Consider the following 18,423-nt stretch of genomic DNA (forward strand, 5'->3'; position numbering starts at 1 on the left):
AAGAAAAAGGAAAATTCATAAAGATCTGGACAGGATGAGCTGGCCGCAAAATCATATTTCCGAGTCAGAGTCTGCGAATATGGACATATTTTTTAAATAGTTAAAAATGATAATATTTTGCTTTCTTATATGTATAAATTTCTTGGAGCCTTGATATGACTAGTCTCAGGTTTTTTTTGAAAAAAACGAAGCGGTAGGGGAGGGGACTTGCTACGAGCAATCAACCGAAAATAAAAGTGCCAAGTTCAAGGTTTGAAACTCTACTAAATGCCATTGCCTTGCTAAGTTTTTTTGCGATGCTGCTGTATCTATTGATCCAATTTGACGCATTGCCAAATCAAGTGCCAAGTCATTACAACGGAGCCGGAGAAGTGGATGGATGGGGAGGCAAAGAACAGCTATTTCTGCTTCCAATAATCGCTGCTGGTTTATGGATAGGTATGTCGGTACTTGAAAGACATCCTCATACTTATAGTTATAATTATATAAATTTGACAAAAGATAATGCCGAACTCCAGTACAAAAATGGCAGAAGAATGATGAACGTATTGAAAAATGAAATACTGCTTTTTTTCAGTTTTATTACTGTCCAGAATATCCGAGTGGCTTCTGGAACGGCAGAAGGAATGGGTGTCTTTTTCCTGCCCGTTTTGTTAATTGTAGTATTTGGCAGTGTATTGTTTTTCATGTTGCGGATGCTGCGTTATTAAAATGCCAAAAATAATTGGTGTTGTTGAGCGGAATTTGCTGGCAGTTTGTTGTACAAGCCACTTGAGAATTCATTTGGAAACTGATTGCCTGCTTTTTTGCTCGATGGCATGGTTATGGGCGCGATGAGTAAGCTAATAAAGATTTTCGCAGAGCAGCAACGAAAAATGACCGTCCATCATTTGAACATCATCTGTAAAGAAAAAATAGATAGTTAAAATAACGGCAGCGAAGATGTTGATAGCATCTTCGCTGCCGTTATTTATTGGTGCGACTGAGATAAATCTGCATCCTTTTAATTTAATTGATTATTCAGAAAAAACTAACATCTTTTAATGGGAATATGCTAACATCTAAGTAAAGTCAAAATACTTACAACTTTGTACTTATATTGTGAAAGAGGTGAGAACTGAAGCATTTGCAATAAATAGCATAAAAGAGCTTCGAAATCCGAAGGCGTTAGCTAAATGAACATTTCTGCATTTTACTTGTCTTTTTGGCGTAACTACTACAGAAGAGGGGGATTCAAAATGGCTGAAGGTAAAAATCGTGCGCGTATTCAACGCTTTGGAAGTCATTTAAGCGGGATGATCATGCCGAATATCGGCGCCTTTATTGCATGGGGCCTTATTACGGCATTGTTTATTCCAGCCGGTTGGTTGCCGAATGAAGATTTTGCAGCTTTAGTAGATCCAATGATTAAGTATTTACTGCCGTTGTTAATTGGGTTCACGGGTGGACGGTTGGTCTATGATTTCCGAGGCGGAGTAATCGGAGCTACAGCTACAATGGGTGTCATTGTAGGAGCCGAAATTCCGATGTTTTTAGGTGCAATGATCATGGGGCCACTTGCGGCGTATTTGATGAAATTAGTCGATCGCTTGTTTTTGGACAAAATTCGGGCCGGGTTTGAAATGCTCTACAACAATTTCTCGGCTGGTATTTTAGGTGCAATCCTTGCATTGATTTCATTAATTGGTGTTGGTCCTATAGTCAATTCATTAACCAATAGTCTGGCTGCTGGTGTTGAAGTAATTGTGGATGCTGGCCTGTTGCCTTTAGCCAGCATCATCATCGAGCCAGCAAAAATTTTGTTTCTGAACAACGCCATTAATCACGGGCTGTTGAGTCCATTGGGTGTTGAACAAGCTGCAGCAAATGGAAAATCCATCTTGTTCCTGTTGGAAACAAATCCTGGTCCCGGTCTTGGTATCCTGCTTGCTTTCAGTATTTTTGGCAAAGGGATTTCCAAGAGCTCGGCTCCCGGTGCAGCCATCATTCAGTTTCTTGGCGGGATTCATGAAATTTACTTCCCTTACGTGTTGATGAAGCCATTGTTGGTATTGGCGGTCATCGGAGGGGGAATGAGCGGCGTGTTCACTTTTGTATTATTCGATGCAGGGTTAGTCGCAACGCCGTCTCCCGGAAGTATTTTCGCTTTGCTGGCGTTGACGCCGCAAGGCAATTATGTAGGCGTAGTTCTTGGGGTGGTGGTAGCGGCAGCTGTTTCTTTCACTATTGCTTCCATTATTTTAAAAACGACCAAAGATGTCGAGGAAGATTTGACCGCTGCTACTGGAAAAATGGAAGAAATGAAGGGTAAGAAAAGTTCAGCTGCCGGATATTTAGCGCCTAAAGCTGCTCAAGGTCCTACCGACACTTCGGATGGTGAAGTGCTGCAAGAAGGAGCTGTAGTGACATCAGACCCAGGGATGAAAACAGCTGATCAAGTTCGGCGTGTCGTATTTGCTTGTGATGCAGGGATGGGTTCCAGCGCGATGGGAGCCTCTTTACTGAAAAATAAATTTAAAAAAGAACAAATAGATATACCGGTTACGAATACTGCCATCAGCCAATTGCCTGAAGATGCAGATATTGTTGTTACCCATAAAGATTTGACCGCGCGCGCAAAAGAAAAATTGCCACAGGCAGAGCATATTTCAGTAGAAAACTTTATGAACAGTCCAGAGTATGACAAATTGGCAAAGCGCTTAAAAAATAAAGAATAGAACATGAAAATTCTGATAGGAGTGGTGGACATGGCAAAAGCAGTATTGAAAAAGGATAACATCAAATTAAATGTGCCGCTTGCTACAATGGAAGAAGGCATTCGGTATACGGGAGGAATCCTGGTAGATAATGGCTATGTGGATGCTGGATACATCGATAAAATGCTGGAACGGGAAGGAATGGCTTCTACTTTTATGGGCAATAGCCTGGCGATTCCACACGGTACGGAAGATGCCAAAGCGAATGTTCTGGAAACCGGCATATCAGTGGTTACCGTACCCGAAGGTATTGATTTCGGCAGCGGCAACATCGCCAAAATTCTGATTGGCATTGCTGGAAAAAATAATGAACACTTGGAGATTTTGTCCAATATTGCGATTGTCTGCTCTGAGGAAGAAAATATCGAAAAAATACTGAATGCTTCTTCAGAAGATGAGATTATGGAGATTTTTAGTGAAGTGAGCTAAAAAGTAGCATCATACTGGCTGATAAAAAAGAGCGACTTTGTCGCTGAGTTTCGAAGAATTACTGCCATAAGTTTTAAAAATGTTCATTTGGTAATAGTTTGTTCACATCTTCTCTATATACTGAGGTTATCTAAAGTTTATGGAGGTTGGAGAGAATGAGTAGAATCTTATTTTGTGCAAACCCAAAACAGAAAAAAATGAGTGAAATCGTTACAAACTTGAAAAAGCAGGGCATCAATGCGGAATTGTGCAAAAAAGCAGCGAGCTTATAAAAATGGAAAAACCTCGCAGACCACACGGGTCAACGAGGTTTTCTATTTTGAGAGCGGTTAGTAGCTTAACGCTTTTTCGTACATCCATCTTTTCAAGTTGCCGATCGAATGAAAAGAGATGGCTTCCCCAGTATCTTTGTGTTCTGCTTTAACGATGACATCGAATTCATTGGGCGTGAACAACCAACCGTCTTCCACTAATGCACGTGCCATCTTCACGATCATACTTGAGCCTTTAATAGAGTCCAAGTTCATTTTAACCATCTCCTTTTTTCGGTAGTTGAATTTTATTATATTCCATTAGTCGGAATTTTTAAACTATTATTTTCTGGATTTCTTAAAAGTTTTTGTTCAATTCTATTCCCATGGAATTACAAATCAAAACCAATTTTACAGAAAATAAAAAAGCGATGTCACGTAATGTGATGTCGCTTTTTAGGCTGTCAAGAATTCGTGGTTTTAATGACTTCACAACAGAAGGATGAGAGTTTGATAATTTTAAAGTAACTTCACAAGCTCTGTAAAAGTCGCTTAAATTTTAGTCAATTGGCCGACAATGACTTCCACTACATTTTTAATATAGGGATCTTTTTCTCTTTTGATGGACGCTGGAGTAAATGTGCGGTGCTTCATAATTTCATAATACTCATACATGCTGTCTTCCAACAAAAGGCCTTCATCCATCAAAAAAGAGGAATTCAAAATTTTTCGCAAAGCAGCTTCGTCTTGAGCAACGACAAGTGATGGGTTGAGCGGATTGAATACGCCGTCCTCGATGCCCTTTTCGTAAAAGGCATGAAGTGTGGCGATGCGTTGATTTGCTAATTCCAACTTTCGTTTGTATAAGTCCGGACAGGTGGATTTTAATTCGCTTAAATAGATTTCTGACGCATACACGGTGGAAAATGCAGCTTGCTCAAAAACAGTTGGCAATCGTTGAATATATGAAAAACGAGAATTGTTAATAAATTGGTTGGTTTTTTTCAAGTAGTCAATATAAATTTCTGTTACTTCCAGGATGATGTCTTCTTTTGATGCGAAAAAATTATAAAGGGAAGCCCTGCTGATTCCCATTAAATGAGCTAAATCCAGAATCGTTAACGTATTAAATCCTTCGGTACGAACGGTCTCCATAATTTTTTCAGCATAGGAGCGGCGCATAATTTGCCGTTCTTCCGGTGTAATCTTCCGCATACAAACACCTCCATCTTGTGAAAATTATAACACATGTTAGGTGGAAGGAGATTGCCATTTTTTACACGAGTTTGTTTGAGTGGACAAGTGAAGGGGGTAAAGATGTATGATGAGAACAATAATAGACTATTTTCCAAGAAAACGTCTAAAATACAGAAATGGAGTTGGATTGATATGGCAAAAGGAAAAACGGCAATTATTACAGGTGCCAGCAGTGGGATTGGCCAGGCAACTGCGAAAGAATTAGCTTCTAAAGGATATCAAGTCCTTCTTGCTGCAAGACGGGAAGACAGATTGGTTGAACTAAAGAAAGAAATAGAAGAAGCTGGTGGTACAGCTGAATATAGAGTTACAGATGTTACATCAGCAGATGAAATGAAAGCATTAGCTGAAAAAGCGATCGAAAAGTTTGGGCAAATCGACGTATTGGTAAACAACGCCGGGTTAATGCCTTTATCCTTTATGAATAAATTAAAAGTGGATGAATGGGATAAAATGGTTGATGTCAATATCAAAGGGGTTCTTTACGGGATCGCTGCTGTATTGCCAATCATGGAAAAACAAAAGTTCGGTCATGTGTTGAACGTGTCATCTGTAGCTGGCCATATGGTCTTCAAAGGAAGTGCGGTATATAGCGGTACCAAATACGCGGTTCGCGCTATTTCAGACGGATTGCGGCAAGAAATCGATCCATCTCACGAAATCCGTGTAACCATCGTTTCACCTGGTGCCGTCCAGACGGAACTGACGGATACGATTACAGACGAAGATGTACTGGCTTCGATGAAAAACCGCGGTTCGATGAAACCACTTGAAGCGCAGGATATTGCCAATGCAATTGCCTATGCAGTTGAACAGCCGGCACATGTTGACGTCAATGAGATTTTAATTCGCCCTAGACAACAGGCGTAAACCCAAAAGAGAATGGAGACGATAAAAGTGAAAACCGATTTTTCGAAAATTTATATAAATGGTGAATGGATTCAAGGTTCAAGCGACAGCCAAATGAAAAATTCCAACCCGTTCACAGGGGAAGAACTGGTGACAACTCAAGCCGCAGATAAAAGTGATTTAGATGCTGCCTACATAGCAGCTGCTGAAGCACAAGTGGAATGGGCAAAAGAACTGCCTCAAAACAAACAGGCTGTCATGGAAAAAGCATTGAACGTAATGCAGGAAAATAAAGAATTGATTATCGACTGGCTTGTTAAAGAAGCAGGCAGTACGGTTATCAAAGCCACGGTCGAGTTTGGTGCTTCCATAAACATCTTAAAAGAAGCGATCACCTTCCCGTTCCGTATGGAAGGCAAAATTCTTCCTTCGCAGCAAGCAGGCAAGGAAAATCGCGTTTACCGCAATGCTCTGGGAGTAATTGGCATTATCAGCCCGTGGAACTTCCCGTTGCACTTGGCGATTCGTTCCATCGCGCCAGCACTTGCTACAGGCAATGCAGTTGTCATCAAACCCGCAACGGACACTCCGGTGACAGGCGGCTTGTTATTTGCCAGCATTTTCGAAGCAGCTGGTTTGCCTAAAGGATTGTTAAACGTTGTCGTTGGACGCGGCTCGGAAATTGGCGACGATATCGTTACGCACCCAACACCACGCCTTATTTCGTTTACTGGATCAACACCAGTCGGAAAACGCATCGGTGAACTTGCCGGAGGTGCTCTGAAGAAAACAGCACTTGAGCTTGGCGGCAACAATAACTTTATCGTGTTGAATGATGCCGATGTTGATCAGGCTGTCGATTCTGCATTGTTTGGCAAGTTCTATCACCAAGGCCAGATTTGCATGGCGATTAACCGCATTTTTGTTCATGAAGATATCTACGATGAGTTTGCAGAGCAATTTATCGATCGTGCCGGCAAATTGAAATTCGGCAATCCGGCAGAGCAGGATACGCAGGTTGGACCGCTGATCAATCGTGATCAAGTTGACCGTATCCTTAAAGACATTGATGCGACTGTCGAACAAGGTGCGAAAGTACGTCTTGGAGGAAAAGCAGAAGGCAATGTATTGGAGCCGACTGTATTAACAGGCGTGACCAACAGCATGCCGCTTGCTGAAAATGAAATTTTTGGACCGGTTGCCATTTTAATTCCGTTTAGCAGTGACGAAGAAGTGGTTGAACAAGCGAACGCTTATCCGTTCGGATTGAGTGGAGCCGTCCATTCAGCAAATATCGAGCATGGCACAAATATTGCACACCAAATTCATACAGGCATGATCCACGTTAACGATCAGCCGGTTAATGATGAAGCACATATGCCGTTTGGCGGAGAAAAAGATTCAGGACTTGGCCGCTTTAACGGCGAATGGGTACTGGAAGAGTTTACGACTTTGAAATGGTTATCGGTTCAGCATCAGCGCCGCGAATATGGACCGTTTGTCAACAATACAAAAAAATAAGGAATTGATGAAACGGCAGCCTCAGAGATGGGGCTGCCGTTTTGTATCTTCTGCTTTTTTACAGAGGAGATCGTGAAGGGAAAGTCGAATTCAACAGCAACCAAACCATTGGGAAAGGAGTTGATGAAAATGGCCGGATGGTTACCTCATGTATACGACCTGGCAATGAAGCCGCTGGAAAAAACCCGTTTTGAGAGGATTCGTGCTGAGCTTGTTCGAAAAGCGCAAGGAAAGGTATTGGAAATCGGTTTCGGCACAGGAGCTAACTTTCGCTATTACCGAAATGTTTTACGGGTCGATGCCATTGAACCAAACCCGGCAATGGGCAAGCAAGCAGTCAAACACATCAAAAAATCACGGATACCCATTCGTCTTTACGAAGCAAAAGCAGAGCAGCTGCCGTTTGCCGACAACAGTTTTGACAGTGTGGTTGCAACCTTGGTTTTTTGCACCATCCCGGAACCGATGCGTGCTCTTCGGGAAATTCAACGAGTTAGCAAACCAGGAGCCAAGCTTCTCTTATTTGAACATGTCAAAATGGATCAAAAACTACTGGGGAAAACGCAAGAGGCTTTGACGCCGATCTGGAAAAAGCTGTGCGACGGCTGCCATTTAAACCGAGACACTCTTGGGTTAGTGAGGAGTTCGGGTTGGGAAGTGCAAAAGGTGACTTCCTACTACGGTGGGTTATTTTTGACCATTGAATGCCGCAATCCGCAACGATGATCCCTCTTTAACAAACCAGCAGATAGAAATTCAAGAAAGAGGTGCTGCATGTGAGTGATTTTATTCGCATCAAAGGAGCTTTTGAAAATAATTTGAAAAACGTCTCAGTCGCGATTCCGAAGCAGCAACTCGTCGTAATTACCGGTCCTTCCGGCTCTGGAAAATCTACATTGGCACTGGATATCATCCAACGAGAAAGCCAGCGGCAATATATGGAATTGAACGGTTTGACCACCAATTTCATCAATAAGCCTAAAGTGCAATCCATCAGCGGGCTGTCGCCTTCTATTGGCATCGGGCAGCAGCAAGCGAGCAACCGAAATCCACGTTCAACTGTCGGAACGGTGACTGACATGTATACGTATTTGCGTGTCATTTATGAAAAACTGGGCATACGAAAATGTCCGAATTGTCACCAAATGGTCCGGAAACCGTTGGAGCTGGATGAGGAAAGTGAAACGATGGCTTGTTCTGTCTGTGGTTACGAAATGAAAAACTTAAAGAAGGCCCATTTTTCCTTTAATACAATTGAAGGCGCTTGCGAAGCCTGTTCGGGACTGGGGAAAAAGCTCGGGATTCGGACAGAGCGTGTAGTGGATCTCGAGAAAAGTTTAAATGAGTGAGCAGTGACCATCTGGAATGCGGCGGTCGCCGATTATTACGGCAACTCCGCTGTCGCAGCGACCCTTCACTATGGCTTTAAACTTGATAAAAATCTGCCAGTAAAGGACTGGCAGGCCGAACAAAGAGATCTGCTTTTTTACGGAGTGGAAAGTGAAGAATTCAAAAAGCATTATCCCGAAGTTCCACCCCCGAAAACGGTAGCCAAAGGAAATTTTGAGGGTGTCTTGACCGGGATGTGGAGGCGCTATCAGGAAAAAGGCGGAAACTCAGGAGAAGCAGAATTTTTCTTTCAGGAGACTTGTCCCGTGTGTCAGGGCACCAAGCTAAAAAAAGAAAGCCAACAAGTTAAAGTGAATGATAAATCGATTTCTGAGGTTTCCCGAATTCCGTTAGATGCCATACTTTCCTGGGTAGAGGAGATTTCACGGGATTTTAGAGCGGAAGACGAATCGGTATCGGCATCCCTCGTTTTTGAACTGCGTGAAAAAATTAAGCGGATCATTCATGTGGGCATCGGCTACTTGTCCATGGAAAGGCAATCTGCCACTTTGTCGGGCGGCGAAGCTCAGAGGCTCAGGCTAGCGACTATTCTGGGTTCCAGTTTGACGGGCGTCTTATATATATTGGACGAACCGACTGCTGGACTGCATCCAAAAGACACGCAAGGATTGATTGATGTGTTGAAAGAGTTGCGGGACTTGGGCAACTCGGTTCTAGTCATTGAACACGACCTAGATGTCATGAAACAGGCAGACTGGATCATCGATCTGGGTCCAGCGGCTGGAATAAACGGCGGGGAGATTGTTGGGGAAGGCACACTGCTTCAATTAGTCAACCAAAACTATTCGGTGACCGGGGCTTACCTAAAAGAACCCGAACTGCCTGGAAAGATTCACAGAAAAGGCAATGGGCATCAAATAACCATCCATAACGCTTACAAAAATAATTTAAAAAACATTACGGTTCGCATTCCGCTCGGTACGTTTACCGCAATCACCGGGGTATCAGGTTCTGGTAAATCTTCTTTAGTGTTTGAAATATTGGCAGCTAGCGGAGGGATTGACCACGTTAAAGATGGCTATGACCGGATCACTGGAACAAAAGAACTCAGCGGGATGGTAACAGTTGACCAATCCAGTTTAACCAGGATGCAGCGGTCGAATGTGGCAACGTATACAGAGGTCTACATGCTGCTGCGTAATTTGTTTGCCAAATTGGCACAGTCAAAAAAAGCTGGGCTGACCGCAAAGCATTTTTCATTTAATACAGAAGGCGGCCGCTGTGAACACTGTCTCGGGATGGGCTATGTTTTTACACCCATGTATTTTTTGCCGGATGTGGAAGTGGTTTGTCCTGTTTGTTCAGGAAAACGTTTTAAAGAGGAAGTATTGGCCGTAATGTACCATGGGCAGTCAATTTCAGACATCCTGAATGTCAGTATTGAGGAAAGCGCTGTTTTTTTGGGTGAACAGAAAAAAATCCTCTCAACTATCGACCTGCTCTGTGAAGTCGGGCTGGGTTATCTAAAATGGGGCCAGACCTTGACCACTTTGTCAGGTGGTGAAGGGCAGCGCTTGAAACTGGCTAAAGAATTGAATCGAAAAAGCAGAGGAAGCAGAGGAGAGACGCTATACATTTTGGATGAACCTTCCACCGGCCTTCACCCGAACGACGTCAAAAAGCTGCTTTTATTGCTCAATAAACTGGTGGATGAAGGACATACTGTCATTATTGTAGAGCATAATACGCAAATTATTCGGGAAGCTGACTGGGTCATCGATTTGGGGCCTAATGGGGGAAATGAAGGCGGGCAGGTCATCGCTGAAGGAACTCTGGAAGAGATAAAGGCCAACGAGAACTCTTATACAGGCAGATATTTGTAAGTGAAGATATAAAATTAGTTATCTGAATTAAATGTAAATTCAGACATTATAAATTGACAAAAAAATATTATTTTTTATAATAATGAGTAGAAGGGGTGTTTCTTCAGCTTATGGAAGTGAAATTGCCATAGGAAAGAGAAGTTTTGGGTAGTCTACTTTGTTGCATAACCGATTTATGGGAAAGAGTTCAATTGAAATTCTGCTAAACACAAACCTGAGAGGAGAGTTTTGAAATGAAACTTTTGCCAAGAAAACGAGATGATTTTTTTCCGAATCTTTTCGACAGCAACTTTGAAATGGATGTTTTTGACCGCTTTTTTAAAGAAGCCAATTATCCTCAAGTAGACATCAAAGATGCTGATGATCATTACGAAGTGGAAGTGGACATTCCAGGCTTTGCTAAAGAAAATATTTCCGTGGAGTACAAAGATGGTTACCTTCGGCTTCAAGGCAAGAAAGAAGAAAACAAAGAAGTAACAGAAAACGACGGCCACTATATCCGGAAAGAACGATCCTATGGGTCATTTAAACGCAGTTTCTACATTGGCGAGGTAGATGAAAACCACATTTCCGGTTCTTTCAAAGATGGCGTATTAATGCTGCAAGTGCCAAAATCAAAAGAGGACAAGCAAAAAGAGGAAGGCCATCAAATTATGATCGAATAGTGTTAATTGTAGCTGACAACAGATTGCCCATAAAAATCGTCCTTTCTGCAATGGTTGTGCAGTAACTGCCATTATACAGAAACGGACGATTTTTGATGATTTTATTGGAAACTAAAACAAATTTCGATATTCTCTCTCTATATATGTGGACAAATCTTCTGCTTTTTCTCCTGTGATGCGTTCAAAGTCTCCTGTCACTTCTCCCATCAATCCTTTAGCCGCTGCCTCGTACAAGGAGACAAGAACAGGCCCAAAGCCTTTTGGCTCATCGTAAAGCTCTGCAAATTCCTCACTTGTGAGCGGATCATAAAAAATTGGGGATCCGCTGAACTGGCTCATGAGATCAGCCAGTTCTTCCATTGACCAAGCTTTCGGTCCTGTTAATGTATACTCCTTGTTGTGAAAATCTTCTAGTACCGCAACTTGAACAATAGCTTTTGCAAGATCTGCTCTGGAAATAAATGATATTTTTTGGTCAGCTACCGGATAAAGAATCTTCCCCCGTTTGGCAAGTTCGGGAAGATAAGGGGCCAAGGGATCGGAATACATGCCATTTCGGATATAAGTGTACGGAACGCTCCCAGAAGCCAAACGGCGCTGCACATAGCCGAAGAAAGGACTCATCTTGAAAGGGTTATTGCCATGGTCAGCCATAAATCCAATAAAAATAAACTGTTTGACGCCTGTTTTTTCAGCTGCGACAATGGCATTTTCAAACTCCATGATTCGTGCAACACTCGGAAACGTCAAGCTTGGAATGTAGATGAGGACATCTGTTCCTTTAAAAGCGGCCGCTAGCGCCTGTTCTGAGCGATAATTGGCTTGCTTTACCCCAATGCCCATTTGTTTGAAGCGGACAGCTTTTTGGGGATTGCGAACAGTCAGCACTAGATTCTCAGGTTTGATGTATGACAACGCCTCTTCCACAATTTTCACACCAAGATGTCCAGTAGCAGCCGTGATGTTGTAAATCATCCAATCTCCTCCAGTCATGTTATTGGCTTTTCGTTATTCTATTCCCGTTTTTCCGAAAAAGTGAACTATTTCCGTGCTTTATACGTATTGTATATAAGGGAAATGAAAAGATTTACTGCAATGCATTTCTTCAAATTACTGGATATCAGGATATTCAATTAAAAGAAAAGATTTTCCTGTAGCGGGAAGTATAGTAAGGTAGAAAGACGAAATATGTAATAAAGGAGACAGGGGATGGAAAAAAGTACCGATATCAGCTTATACTTGCGGGTTAATCAACAGGACAAAGCCGCATTGGAACAATTATATGACCGCTACGAAAAAATCCTTTTTTCATTTCTATATAAGATGCTGGAAGATCGTGATCTGGCTGAGGAAGCGCTGCAAGAGGTTTTTATTAAAATCTGGCGTGGCAAAGGTGTATATGATGAAAGCAAAGGAAAGTTTACTTCGTGGCTTTTTAGAATGGCCCAAAATACAGCCATTGACTTGATACGAAAACGTAAAAAACCGACCGTACCGATTGAAGAAGCTGCTCAAATGGTCAGTAATGACACACCTGTAGATGTGCAAGTGGAATGGCAGGAAAAGCAGGAAAAAATTCAAACGGCTGTTCAGCACTTATCGGACGATCAGCAAAAAATGATCGATTTGTTCTATTTTAAAGGACATACACATGAAACCATCGCAGACATGTGCGATATTCCACTCGGGACTGTCAAGAGCAGAATAAGGCTGGCTTTAAAAAAATTAAAAACATCACTGCATGGGATGCAGGAAAGGGGGGCTTATGATGAATAGCATGGATTGTGACCGTTTAGTAGATTATTTAAACGGAACGCTGTCGGCAGATGAAAGCAAGCAGTTTGAACAACATTTGAAAACATGTACAGAATGCCAGGAAATAGTGGAAGCAACAGGCGAGCTCCCTTATCTTGCAGATCCAGTGGAACCGCCAGTTGATATGAAAGCACGAATTTTATCCAATGTATTTGAAGAAAAGCCGACACAGAACGAATCGCCTGCTGCTTTGAAACCAACGATGTCTCCAATACCGATGCACAATAAGAAAAGCAAGCCGAATATTTGGAAACCGCTGATTGCAGCAGTGTTCTTAGCATCCTTGTTAGGAAATGCCTATGCGTTTCTTCAATTGTCAGATCAGGATGAAGCGGTGGAAACGGCTATTCAATCAATTCAACTGGCACCGAACGAAGCATTTTCAGGAACGGCCACAGCTGAAATGATTGAAGAAGCAGGTGCGCTGAATCTGGTTGTACAAGCCAATCAATTGGCTGAACTGGACGCCGACCAAGTTTATCAAGTATGGTTGATCAAAGATGACCAGCCGATACCAGCAGGCGCTTTCTCGCCGAGTCCAAACGGCGAAGGGGCAAGTTACTATCAGCTTAACGAAAATTCAACCGATTGGGACACAATCGCGATTACGCTCGAGCCTCAAGCGGGAAATGACTTGCCTGAAGGTGAAGTTGTATTAAGTGCAGAAATTTAACTGGCCGCTTTTGCGGTCAGTTTTTTTTATTTTTAGTAATGTTAAAGAATGATATTAACAGACAGCTAAGGGCAAAAATGGCTGCCTTTGGAAACCGTACAAGAAACTTCTTAACCTGCTTCTTTAATCAAGTAAAAGATTCAGTTTATCCAGATGTTTCTACGATCATAAGCAAATGTTAAGCCAACTTTAAAAGGACTATGTATTCAATTGCTAAACTGCTAATATATAGAAAAGATTAAGGGTTTATCACATTAACTTGGTTTCCAGCAGCACGGTTATCTGTTTTGTGGCAAAGTTTATTTGTCTTTGAAACCTAACCTAACTGGAGGCACCAATGAAAAGTATTTTGAAGCAAGTTTTCATCCTGGCTGGCTGTTCGTATTTGGCATATTTCTTCATATTAAACCAGGGACTCATTGGTGGTTTGATGATTTCAGGACTATTTTTTGCAATCTGTCTGTTCTTGTTTTCTTCGAGCGTTGTCGCCATTGTACAAGGCAAGCTCAAGTTCCTCAAAATTAACCATGTCAAAAAAGCGATTGGATTTATGGTTTTATCCATTGCCCTGACAATCATCGTGGCGTGTGTGACGATTATCAACTCATTTGCAACCTACACGACTGGAGATGAAAATCAGGCGGCAGATGCTAAAGTGAGGCTTTTTGCGTCCACTGTATTCAAGGTTTCTTCACAGCCCGAACTGCTGAAGACTGAGCAGAATGGTGTTACTTATTTTTACTCTGAAAAAACGGAAGATGAAATCGCCAAAATCGATGAAGTTCTCCAGCAGCAGCGCAAAAGATTGAATCAATATCTAGGAACTCAAGATGAAGGCGGTTTAACGGTGGAATTCCACGAAGATTACGACTCGCTGGAATCCAGCTACGGCGGAGAAGAAGTGGCTGGCTATTACAACTTTGGCAATAAAAGCATCCATTTGGTTCCAACGGACGAGAGCTGGGAACTGATCTTGGTCCATGAGTATTCACATTACCAAAGCCATCTTTTTTCCAATCAGCACAGCTTGCCAATCACCCATATTCCTTCCTGGTTTGAAGAGGGGGTTGCCGATTATCTGGCAGATGAATCCGGCGGTTGGTATGACCTGGAAACGACAGAAATTATAGACTTTCATGAGCTGGATAGCCCACAAGATTATGACAGCTCTTCTACAGAAACGTTTGATCCTTATCTCCAAAGCTTTCTAGCAGTGGAAAGCTTGGTGGATGAACACGGGGAAGAACTTATTCCAAATTTATTGATGTCCAGGTCAACCCCAGCTTTTTACAAAACGCTGGAAACAACAATCGGCATGAAAATTGAGGAATATGAAGAAGTTTTTCTTAATCAAAAAATTGCTGAACAAAACCAAATGATGGAATTGTTTGATCAGGCTTATGTTCAGCTGGATAAAAAAGAATACACAGGTGCTGAAAAAACAATTGAAGCCATCAAAAGGGCCGGAGACATTTACGATCAGGATGCGGCCGAGTGGATTTTGGTCGACGTCTTGCTGGACCAAAAGAAATTCGCCGAAGCTGCAGAATTGCTTGAACTCAAAATCGCTGAAGACGCAGAAGAGTTTTTAGTCGATGATTTGGTATTGTTGGCAGAAATTTATCTGCTTATTGATCCGCAACTATCACTTGAGAAAGCAGAAGAAGCTCAAGTAGCATATTTAGAAAACGAATATTATTATTTTGACGAAGAACTCCTGCCTATTTATGAAACAATAAACTCTTCTGAACCGTTGGCAGGATATCGGCAGCTCATTCGTGAAGAGTGGGTGTATAACACATATGTTTTGGATAACCTGAAAGACAAATTGAGTGAAGAATACCCTGAGGACTTCTAATGCACAAGGGAGAGTGAAGATATGGCTTGTTCAGCACTATGGTTTGAGGAAATAATCTTCGGATTGCACATAAAAATCGTACTTTCTGTAGTATGGTAACTTTCATTTTACAGAGATGAACGGTTTTTTATACCCTTTTTAACATCCGCCATTTTCATGACCTTGTGGGACAGCCCCTTTTTTATATTGTTTTTTTTTACTCTTAATATTGATGCTATATCTATATAAGTTGAGCTTAGGAATTATCAATTTATATACCGCATCGGTCGCTTTGGGTAGAGCAAAGACGACTGCTCATCCGCAAGCTCGTGAACGCGCGACCGCGGAAAGCGCAGCTGTTTTGCGGAATATCGACAATGAAAGATTTAGTAGTTCAACTTATATAGCTTGGAAAAGATAAAAAACTTTTTAAAAAAAGAGATTGCATTTGTTAATCCAAAAGGATATGATTTAAAACGTAATAGTTACGATTTGTAAAATACATAGTTTTAAAGAAAGAATCAAGAAAAGCTCTCTTTTTTCTCCAGTGGCAGGACAGGAGGAAAGAGAGAATTATTTTTTTGGTAAATAAATCGTAATAATTACATTTTATAAAAGAGGAGTGTTTATTAATGAAGAACGCATTTATACTATTGCTTTTGGCATTGGCATTTATTTTAAGCGCTTGTACATCAGATGCAGCTATCCCAGAAGAAGATCGCAAAGAATTGAACTTGTTGTTCAATTTTGCCACAAGATCGCTCGATCCGAACGTAGACAGCAGCTATGTGCCGTTGCGTGCAGGGATAACGGAAACCTTGGTGCATTTAAATGACGAGACATTGACGCTCGAGCCGTGGCTTGCAGAAAGCTGGGACAGTGAAGATGGCCAAGAATGGACGATTCGGCTGAGAGACGATGTGTTGTTTCAAAATGGTGCCCCAATGGATGCGGCAGCTGTAAAAGCTTCGCTGGAGCGTGCCATGGCAGACAATATTGCCATCAGCAATGCGCTTCGGATCGAATCGATCAAAGCGGATGGCCAGCAGCTGACGATCCGAACGACTATGCCATTTCCAGAGTTTCCGTCTGAGCTGGTTCACCCGAATACATCCATTATCGATGTGACGGAACCGGACTTTATCAACAAGCCGATTGGGACAGGACCATTTGCTGTTTCCTCATTTACACCAGGCACAGCAGTTGATTTGGTTCGTTTTGATGAATACTGGAACGGGGCTGCCAAGTTGGAAGCAGCACGGTTTTCGTTTAATGAAGATGCCAACGCTCGGTCATTGGCATTGGAATCAGGAGATGTTGATATTGTATTTCGCCCAGAAGTTCAAGGTTTGGAAAAATTGGAAGCAGTTGAAGGAGTAAAAGTAGAGTCTACTTCAACTTTCCGGGTACACCAAATGACAATGAACCTTGAACGGGAATCCATGAAAGACATCAATGTCCGCAAAGCGATAGACGTGTTAATCGATCGCAAGGCCATCACGGAAACCATTTTGCAAGGCCATGCAGAAGTAGCGACGGGTCCGTTTCCATCAACCTTTACTTTTGCACCGGACTATCCTGACAAAAAAATCGGGTTGGAAGAAGCTAAAGCACATTTAACCAAAGCAGGATATGCAGAGCAGGACGGTGTGATGCAAAAAGACGGAGAGCCGTTAGAGCTTACGCTATTAACTTATAGCGCGCGTGCAGATTTGCCGCTGATGGCCCAAGTATTTCAATCGGATGCTAAAGAGTTGGGAATTGCAGTAGACATTCAACAAATCGAAGTACCAGAAGAATACATGGCAGCAAACCGAGATTGGGACTTGACCACTTACAGCAATTTGACTGCACCACGCGGTGATGCAGGTTATTATTTAAATGCCACGTACCATCCGCAAGGTGCATTAAATTTCAGTGGTGCTAATGACGATGTACTGACAGCGCTAATCGACAAATTGAATGTAACTGTAGGCGAGGGCGAACGCTCCGTGATTGCAGAAGAGATTGCGCTTTACGTCGATGAGCAAGTATACAATTCATTTATTCTTCATCCCAATACATTGGTTGCCTACAATGCCGATAAAGTAGAAAACTGGGTCACTACCCGCAGCGAGTACTACATGTTGACCAACACCTTGGATGTGAAGTAAATGGTCCGGATTTTACTGAAAAGATTTACTGAAGTGGCTGTATTTCTGCTGCTGGTGACGTTTGTTAGTTTTATGTTTGCACGGCTGGCACCGGGAGATCCGGTGCTGTCCATCCTCCGTGTTGATGATGTATCGGTCACTGCGGCCCAAGTCGAACAACTCCGGGAAGATATGGGATTTAATGAACCTTTGCTCGTACAGTATGGAGAATGGTTTATGGATTTTATAAAATTGGATTTTGGCAATTCTTATTTGACCAATCAACCTGTATTACAGATGCTTCTCAGCGGACTTCCGGCTACCTTGGAATTGGCTGCAGGAGCGCTGCTCGTTATGCTGTTAATTGCTTTGCCGCTCGGATCGCTTGCTGCGCTATACCGAGGCAGCTGGATTGATCAGCTTAGCCGCTGGTTTTCCTTGCTTGGTGCAGCGGTTCCAAGCTTTTGGTTGGGATTGTTGTTAATTGACTTGTTTGCCGTGCGGCTGGACTTGCTGCCGACGATGGGCCGAGACAGTTTTGGCTCAATGGTTTTGCCATCCACTACATTGGGGCTTGCCATCACCAGTGTTTATGTCCGTTTGCTGCGTTCCAGTTTGATCGATGCGCTCAGTCATGACTATATTAAAGCTGCCCGTTCAAGAGGGATTTCAGAAATCCGCATCTTTTTCTATCACGCATTGCGGGCAGCGCTGCCACCGGTCATTACTGTTTTTGGCGTCAGTCTTGGCAGTTTGATTGGCGGTGTTGTGGTGATTGAGGTGATTTTTGCTTATCCGGGAATAGGCAAAATGGTAGTAGAGGCAATCCGGGCACGGGATTATCCCGTTATCCAAGCTTATCTGTTTATCATGGCGGTTATCGTTTTTATTGTGAACAGCCTGGTAGATATTTCATACCGGTACTTGAACCCCGAAATCAGATTAACGGAAAGGAAAGCGAGCTGATGACTGTTTTAACAACAAATCTGCACAAATGGAATTGGA

The 18,423-nt window shown here is 42.4% G+C and carries 17 protein-coding genes; 14 read left to right on the forward strand and 3 right to left on the reverse strand.

The genetic code is table 11. The features are described from left to right. Positions 1 to 296 precede the first annotated feature (296 nt). From AC4EHK_RS08390 to AC4EHK_RS08400, 3 genes are all read left to right on the forward strand, one after another. Positions 297 to 710, forward strand: coding sequence for a DUF1648 domain-containing protein (locus AC4EHK_RS08390; RefSeq protein ID WP_490978343.1), 414 nt, complete (start codon positions 297 to 299; stop codon positions 708 to 710). Positions 711 to 1,238: 528 nt separating this feature from the next. After that, positions 1,239 to 2,717: a PTS mannitol transporter subunit IIBC gene (locus AC4EHK_RS08395; RefSeq protein ID WP_490978344.1), complete on the forward strand. Its 1,479-nt coding sequence runs from the start codon at positions 1,239 to 1,241 to the stop codon at positions 2,715 to 2,717. A gap of 30 nt (positions 2,718 to 2,747) precedes the next feature. Beyond that, the gene (locus tag AC4EHK_RS08400; RefSeq protein ID WP_490978345.1) at positions 2,748 to 3,185 is read left to right on the forward strand and encodes a PTS mannitol transporter subunit IIA; all 438 of its coding nucleotides are present in this window, start codon (positions 2,748 to 2,750) and stop codon (positions 3,183 to 3,185) included. A gap of 329 nt (positions 3,186 to 3,514) precedes the next feature. Here AC4EHK_RS08400 and AC4EHK_RS08405 read toward each other — a convergent pair whose 3' ends face one another. Both AC4EHK_RS08405 and AC4EHK_RS08410 read right to left on the reverse strand, forming a co-directional pair. Further along, a complete protein-coding gene (locus AC4EHK_RS08405; RefSeq protein WP_490978346.1) occupies positions 3,515 to 3,712 on the reverse strand; it encodes a hypothetical protein in 198 nt (65 codons plus the stop codon). A 276-nt stretch (positions 3,713 to 3,988) separates the two neighbouring features. Further along, positions 3,989 to 4,651, reverse strand: a complete 663-nt coding sequence (locus tag AC4EHK_RS08410; protein ID WP_490978347.1) for a TetR/AcrR family transcriptional regulator — start codon at positions 4,649 to 4,651, stop codon at positions 3,989 to 3,991. Between the two features lie 174 nt (positions 4,652 to 4,825). Here AC4EHK_RS08410 and AC4EHK_RS08415 point away from each other — a divergent pair, with 174 nt between their 5' ends. The 6 genes from AC4EHK_RS08415 to AC4EHK_RS08440 all read left to right on the forward strand — a co-directional run bounded on the left by AC4EHK_RS08415 (position 4,826) and on the right by AC4EHK_RS08440 (position 10,961). Next, positions 4,826 to 5,563: an SDR family oxidoreductase gene (locus AC4EHK_RS08415; RefSeq protein WP_490978348.1), complete on the forward strand. Its 738-nt coding sequence runs from the start codon at positions 4,826 to 4,828 to the stop codon at positions 5,561 to 5,563. Between the two features lie 27 nt (positions 5,564 to 5,590). Next, complete coding sequence (locus AC4EHK_RS08420) at positions 5,591 to 7,063, forward strand: aldehyde dehydrogenase family protein (RefSeq protein WP_490978349.1); 1,473 nt, start codon at positions 5,591 to 5,593, stop codon at positions 7,061 to 7,063. A 129-nt stretch (positions 7,064 to 7,192) separates the two neighbouring features. Further along, complete coding sequence (locus tag AC4EHK_RS08425; RefSeq protein ID WP_490978350.1) at positions 7,193 to 7,789, forward strand: class I SAM-dependent methyltransferase; 597 nt, start codon at positions 7,193 to 7,195, stop codon at positions 7,787 to 7,789. Positions 7,790 to 7,839: 50 nt separating this feature from the next. Beyond that, the gene (locus tag AC4EHK_RS08430) at positions 7,840 to 8,412 is read left to right on the forward strand and encodes an ATP-binding cassette domain-containing protein (RefSeq protein ID WP_490978351.1); all 573 of its coding nucleotides are present in this window, start codon (positions 7,840 to 7,842) and stop codon (positions 8,410 to 8,412) included. 3 nt (positions 8,413 to 8,415) lie between these two features. Then, entirely contained in the window at positions 8,416 to 10,296 is a 1,881-nt protein-coding gene (locus AC4EHK_RS08435) for an ATP-binding cassette domain-containing protein (RefSeq protein WP_490978352.1), read from the forward strand. 233 nt (positions 10,297 to 10,529) lie between these two features. Beyond that, the gene (locus AC4EHK_RS08440; protein WP_490978353.1) at positions 10,530 to 10,961 is read left to right on the forward strand and encodes an Hsp20/alpha crystallin family protein; all 432 of its coding nucleotides are present in this window, start codon (positions 10,530 to 10,532) and stop codon (positions 10,959 to 10,961) included. 111 nt (positions 10,962 to 11,072) lie between these two features. Here the strand turns inward: AC4EHK_RS08440 and AC4EHK_RS08445 are convergent, their stop codons facing one another. Further along, a complete protein-coding gene (locus AC4EHK_RS08445; RefSeq protein WP_490978354.1) occupies positions 11,073 to 11,936 on the reverse strand; it encodes an SDR family oxidoreductase in 864 nt (287 codons plus the stop codon). 234 nt (positions 11,937 to 12,170) lie between these two features. On the opposite strand from AC4EHK_RS08445, the gene AC4EHK_RS08450 reads away from it, so the two are divergent. The 5 genes from AC4EHK_RS08450 to nikB all read left to right on the forward strand — a co-directional run bounded on the left by AC4EHK_RS08450 (position 12,171) and on the right by nikB (position 18,384). After that, a complete protein-coding gene (locus AC4EHK_RS08450; protein WP_490978355.1) occupies positions 12,171 to 12,737 on the forward strand; it encodes an RNA polymerase sigma factor in 567 nt (188 codons plus the stop codon). Then, the gene (locus AC4EHK_RS08455; protein WP_490978356.1) at positions 12,730 to 13,449 is read left to right on the forward strand and encodes an anti-sigma factor; all 720 of its coding nucleotides are present in this window, start codon (positions 12,730 to 12,732) and stop codon (positions 13,447 to 13,449) included. Before AC4EHK_RS08450 ends, AC4EHK_RS08455 begins: the two co-directional genes overlap by 8 nt. 337 nt (positions 13,450 to 13,786) lie before the next feature. Further along, entirely contained in the window at positions 13,787 to 15,307 is a 1,521-nt protein-coding gene (locus AC4EHK_RS08460; RefSeq protein ID WP_490978357.1) for a hypothetical protein, read from the forward strand. 611 nt (positions 15,308 to 15,918) lie between these two features. Further along, positions 15,919 to 17,439, forward strand: coding sequence for a nickel ABC transporter substrate-binding protein (gene nikA, locus AC4EHK_RS08465; RefSeq protein WP_490978358.1), 1,521 nt, complete (start codon positions 15,919 to 15,921; stop codon positions 17,437 to 17,439). Then, positions 17,440 to 18,384: a nickel ABC transporter permease gene (gene nikB / locus AC4EHK_RS08470; RefSeq protein WP_490978359.1), complete on the forward strand. Its 945-nt coding sequence runs from the start codon at positions 17,440 to 17,442 to the stop codon at positions 18,382 to 18,384. It begins immediately after the preceding gene. The last annotated feature ends 39 nt before the right edge of the window (positions 18,385 to 18,423 follow it).

It is taken from the genome of Planococcus sp. TJ-307 (assembly GCF_058268435.1).

What these genes read in the sequence shown, in the direction of transcription:
- AC4EHK_RS08445 (WP_490978354.1), bottom strand. Translation starts at nt 11,936, where the DNA reads ATGATTTACAACATCACGGCTGCTACTGGACATCTTGGTGTGAAAATT.
- AC4EHK_RS08425 (WP_490978350.1), top strand. Translation starts at nt 7,193, where the DNA reads ATGGCCGGATGGTTACCTCATGTATACGACCTGGCAATGAAGCCGCTG.
- AC4EHK_RS08390 (WP_490978343.1), top strand. Translation starts at nt 297, where the DNA reads ATGCTGCTGTATCTATTGATCCAATTTGACGCATTGCCAAATCAAGTG.
- AC4EHK_RS08415 (WP_490978348.1), top strand. Translation starts at nt 4,826, where the DNA reads ATGGCAAAAGGAAAAACGGCAATTATTACAGGTGCCAGCAGTGGGATT.
- AC4EHK_RS08440 (WP_490978353.1), top strand. Translation starts at nt 10,530, where the DNA reads ATGAAACTTTTGCCAAGAAAACGAGATGATTTTTTTCCGAATCTTTTC.
- nikB (WP_490978359.1), top strand. Translation starts at nt 17,440, where the DNA reads ATGGTCCGGATTTTACTGAAAAGATTTACTGAAGTGGCTGTATTTCTG.
- AC4EHK_RS08460 (WP_490978357.1), top strand. Translation starts at nt 13,787, where the DNA reads ATGAAAAGTATTTTGAAGCAAGTTTTCATCCTGGCTGGCTGTTCGTAT.
- AC4EHK_RS08400 (WP_490978345.1), top strand. Translation starts at nt 2,748, where the DNA reads ATGGCAAAAGCAGTATTGAAAAAGGATAACATCAAATTAAATGTGCCG.
- AC4EHK_RS08410 (WP_490978347.1), bottom strand. Translation starts at nt 4,651, where the DNA reads ATGCGGAAGATTACACCGGAAGAACGGCAAATTATGCGCCGCTCCTAT.
- AC4EHK_RS08405 (WP_490978346.1), bottom strand. Translation starts at nt 3,712, where the DNA reads ATGAACTTGGACTCTATTAAAGGCTCAAGTATGATCGTGAAGATGGCA.
- nikA (WP_490978358.1), top strand. Translation starts at nt 15,919, where the DNA reads ATGAAGAACGCATTTATACTATTGCTTTTGGCATTGGCATTTATTTTA.
- AC4EHK_RS08450 (WP_490978355.1), top strand. Translation starts at nt 12,171, where the DNA reads ATGGAAAAAAGTACCGATATCAGCTTATACTTGCGGGTTAATCAACAG.
- AC4EHK_RS08455 (WP_490978356.1), top strand. Translation starts at nt 12,730, where the DNA reads ATGAATAGCATGGATTGTGACCGTTTAGTAGATTATTTAAACGGAACG.
- AC4EHK_RS08395 (WP_490978344.1), top strand. Translation starts at nt 1,239, where the DNA reads ATGGCTGAAGGTAAAAATCGTGCGCGTATTCAACGCTTTGGAAGTCAT.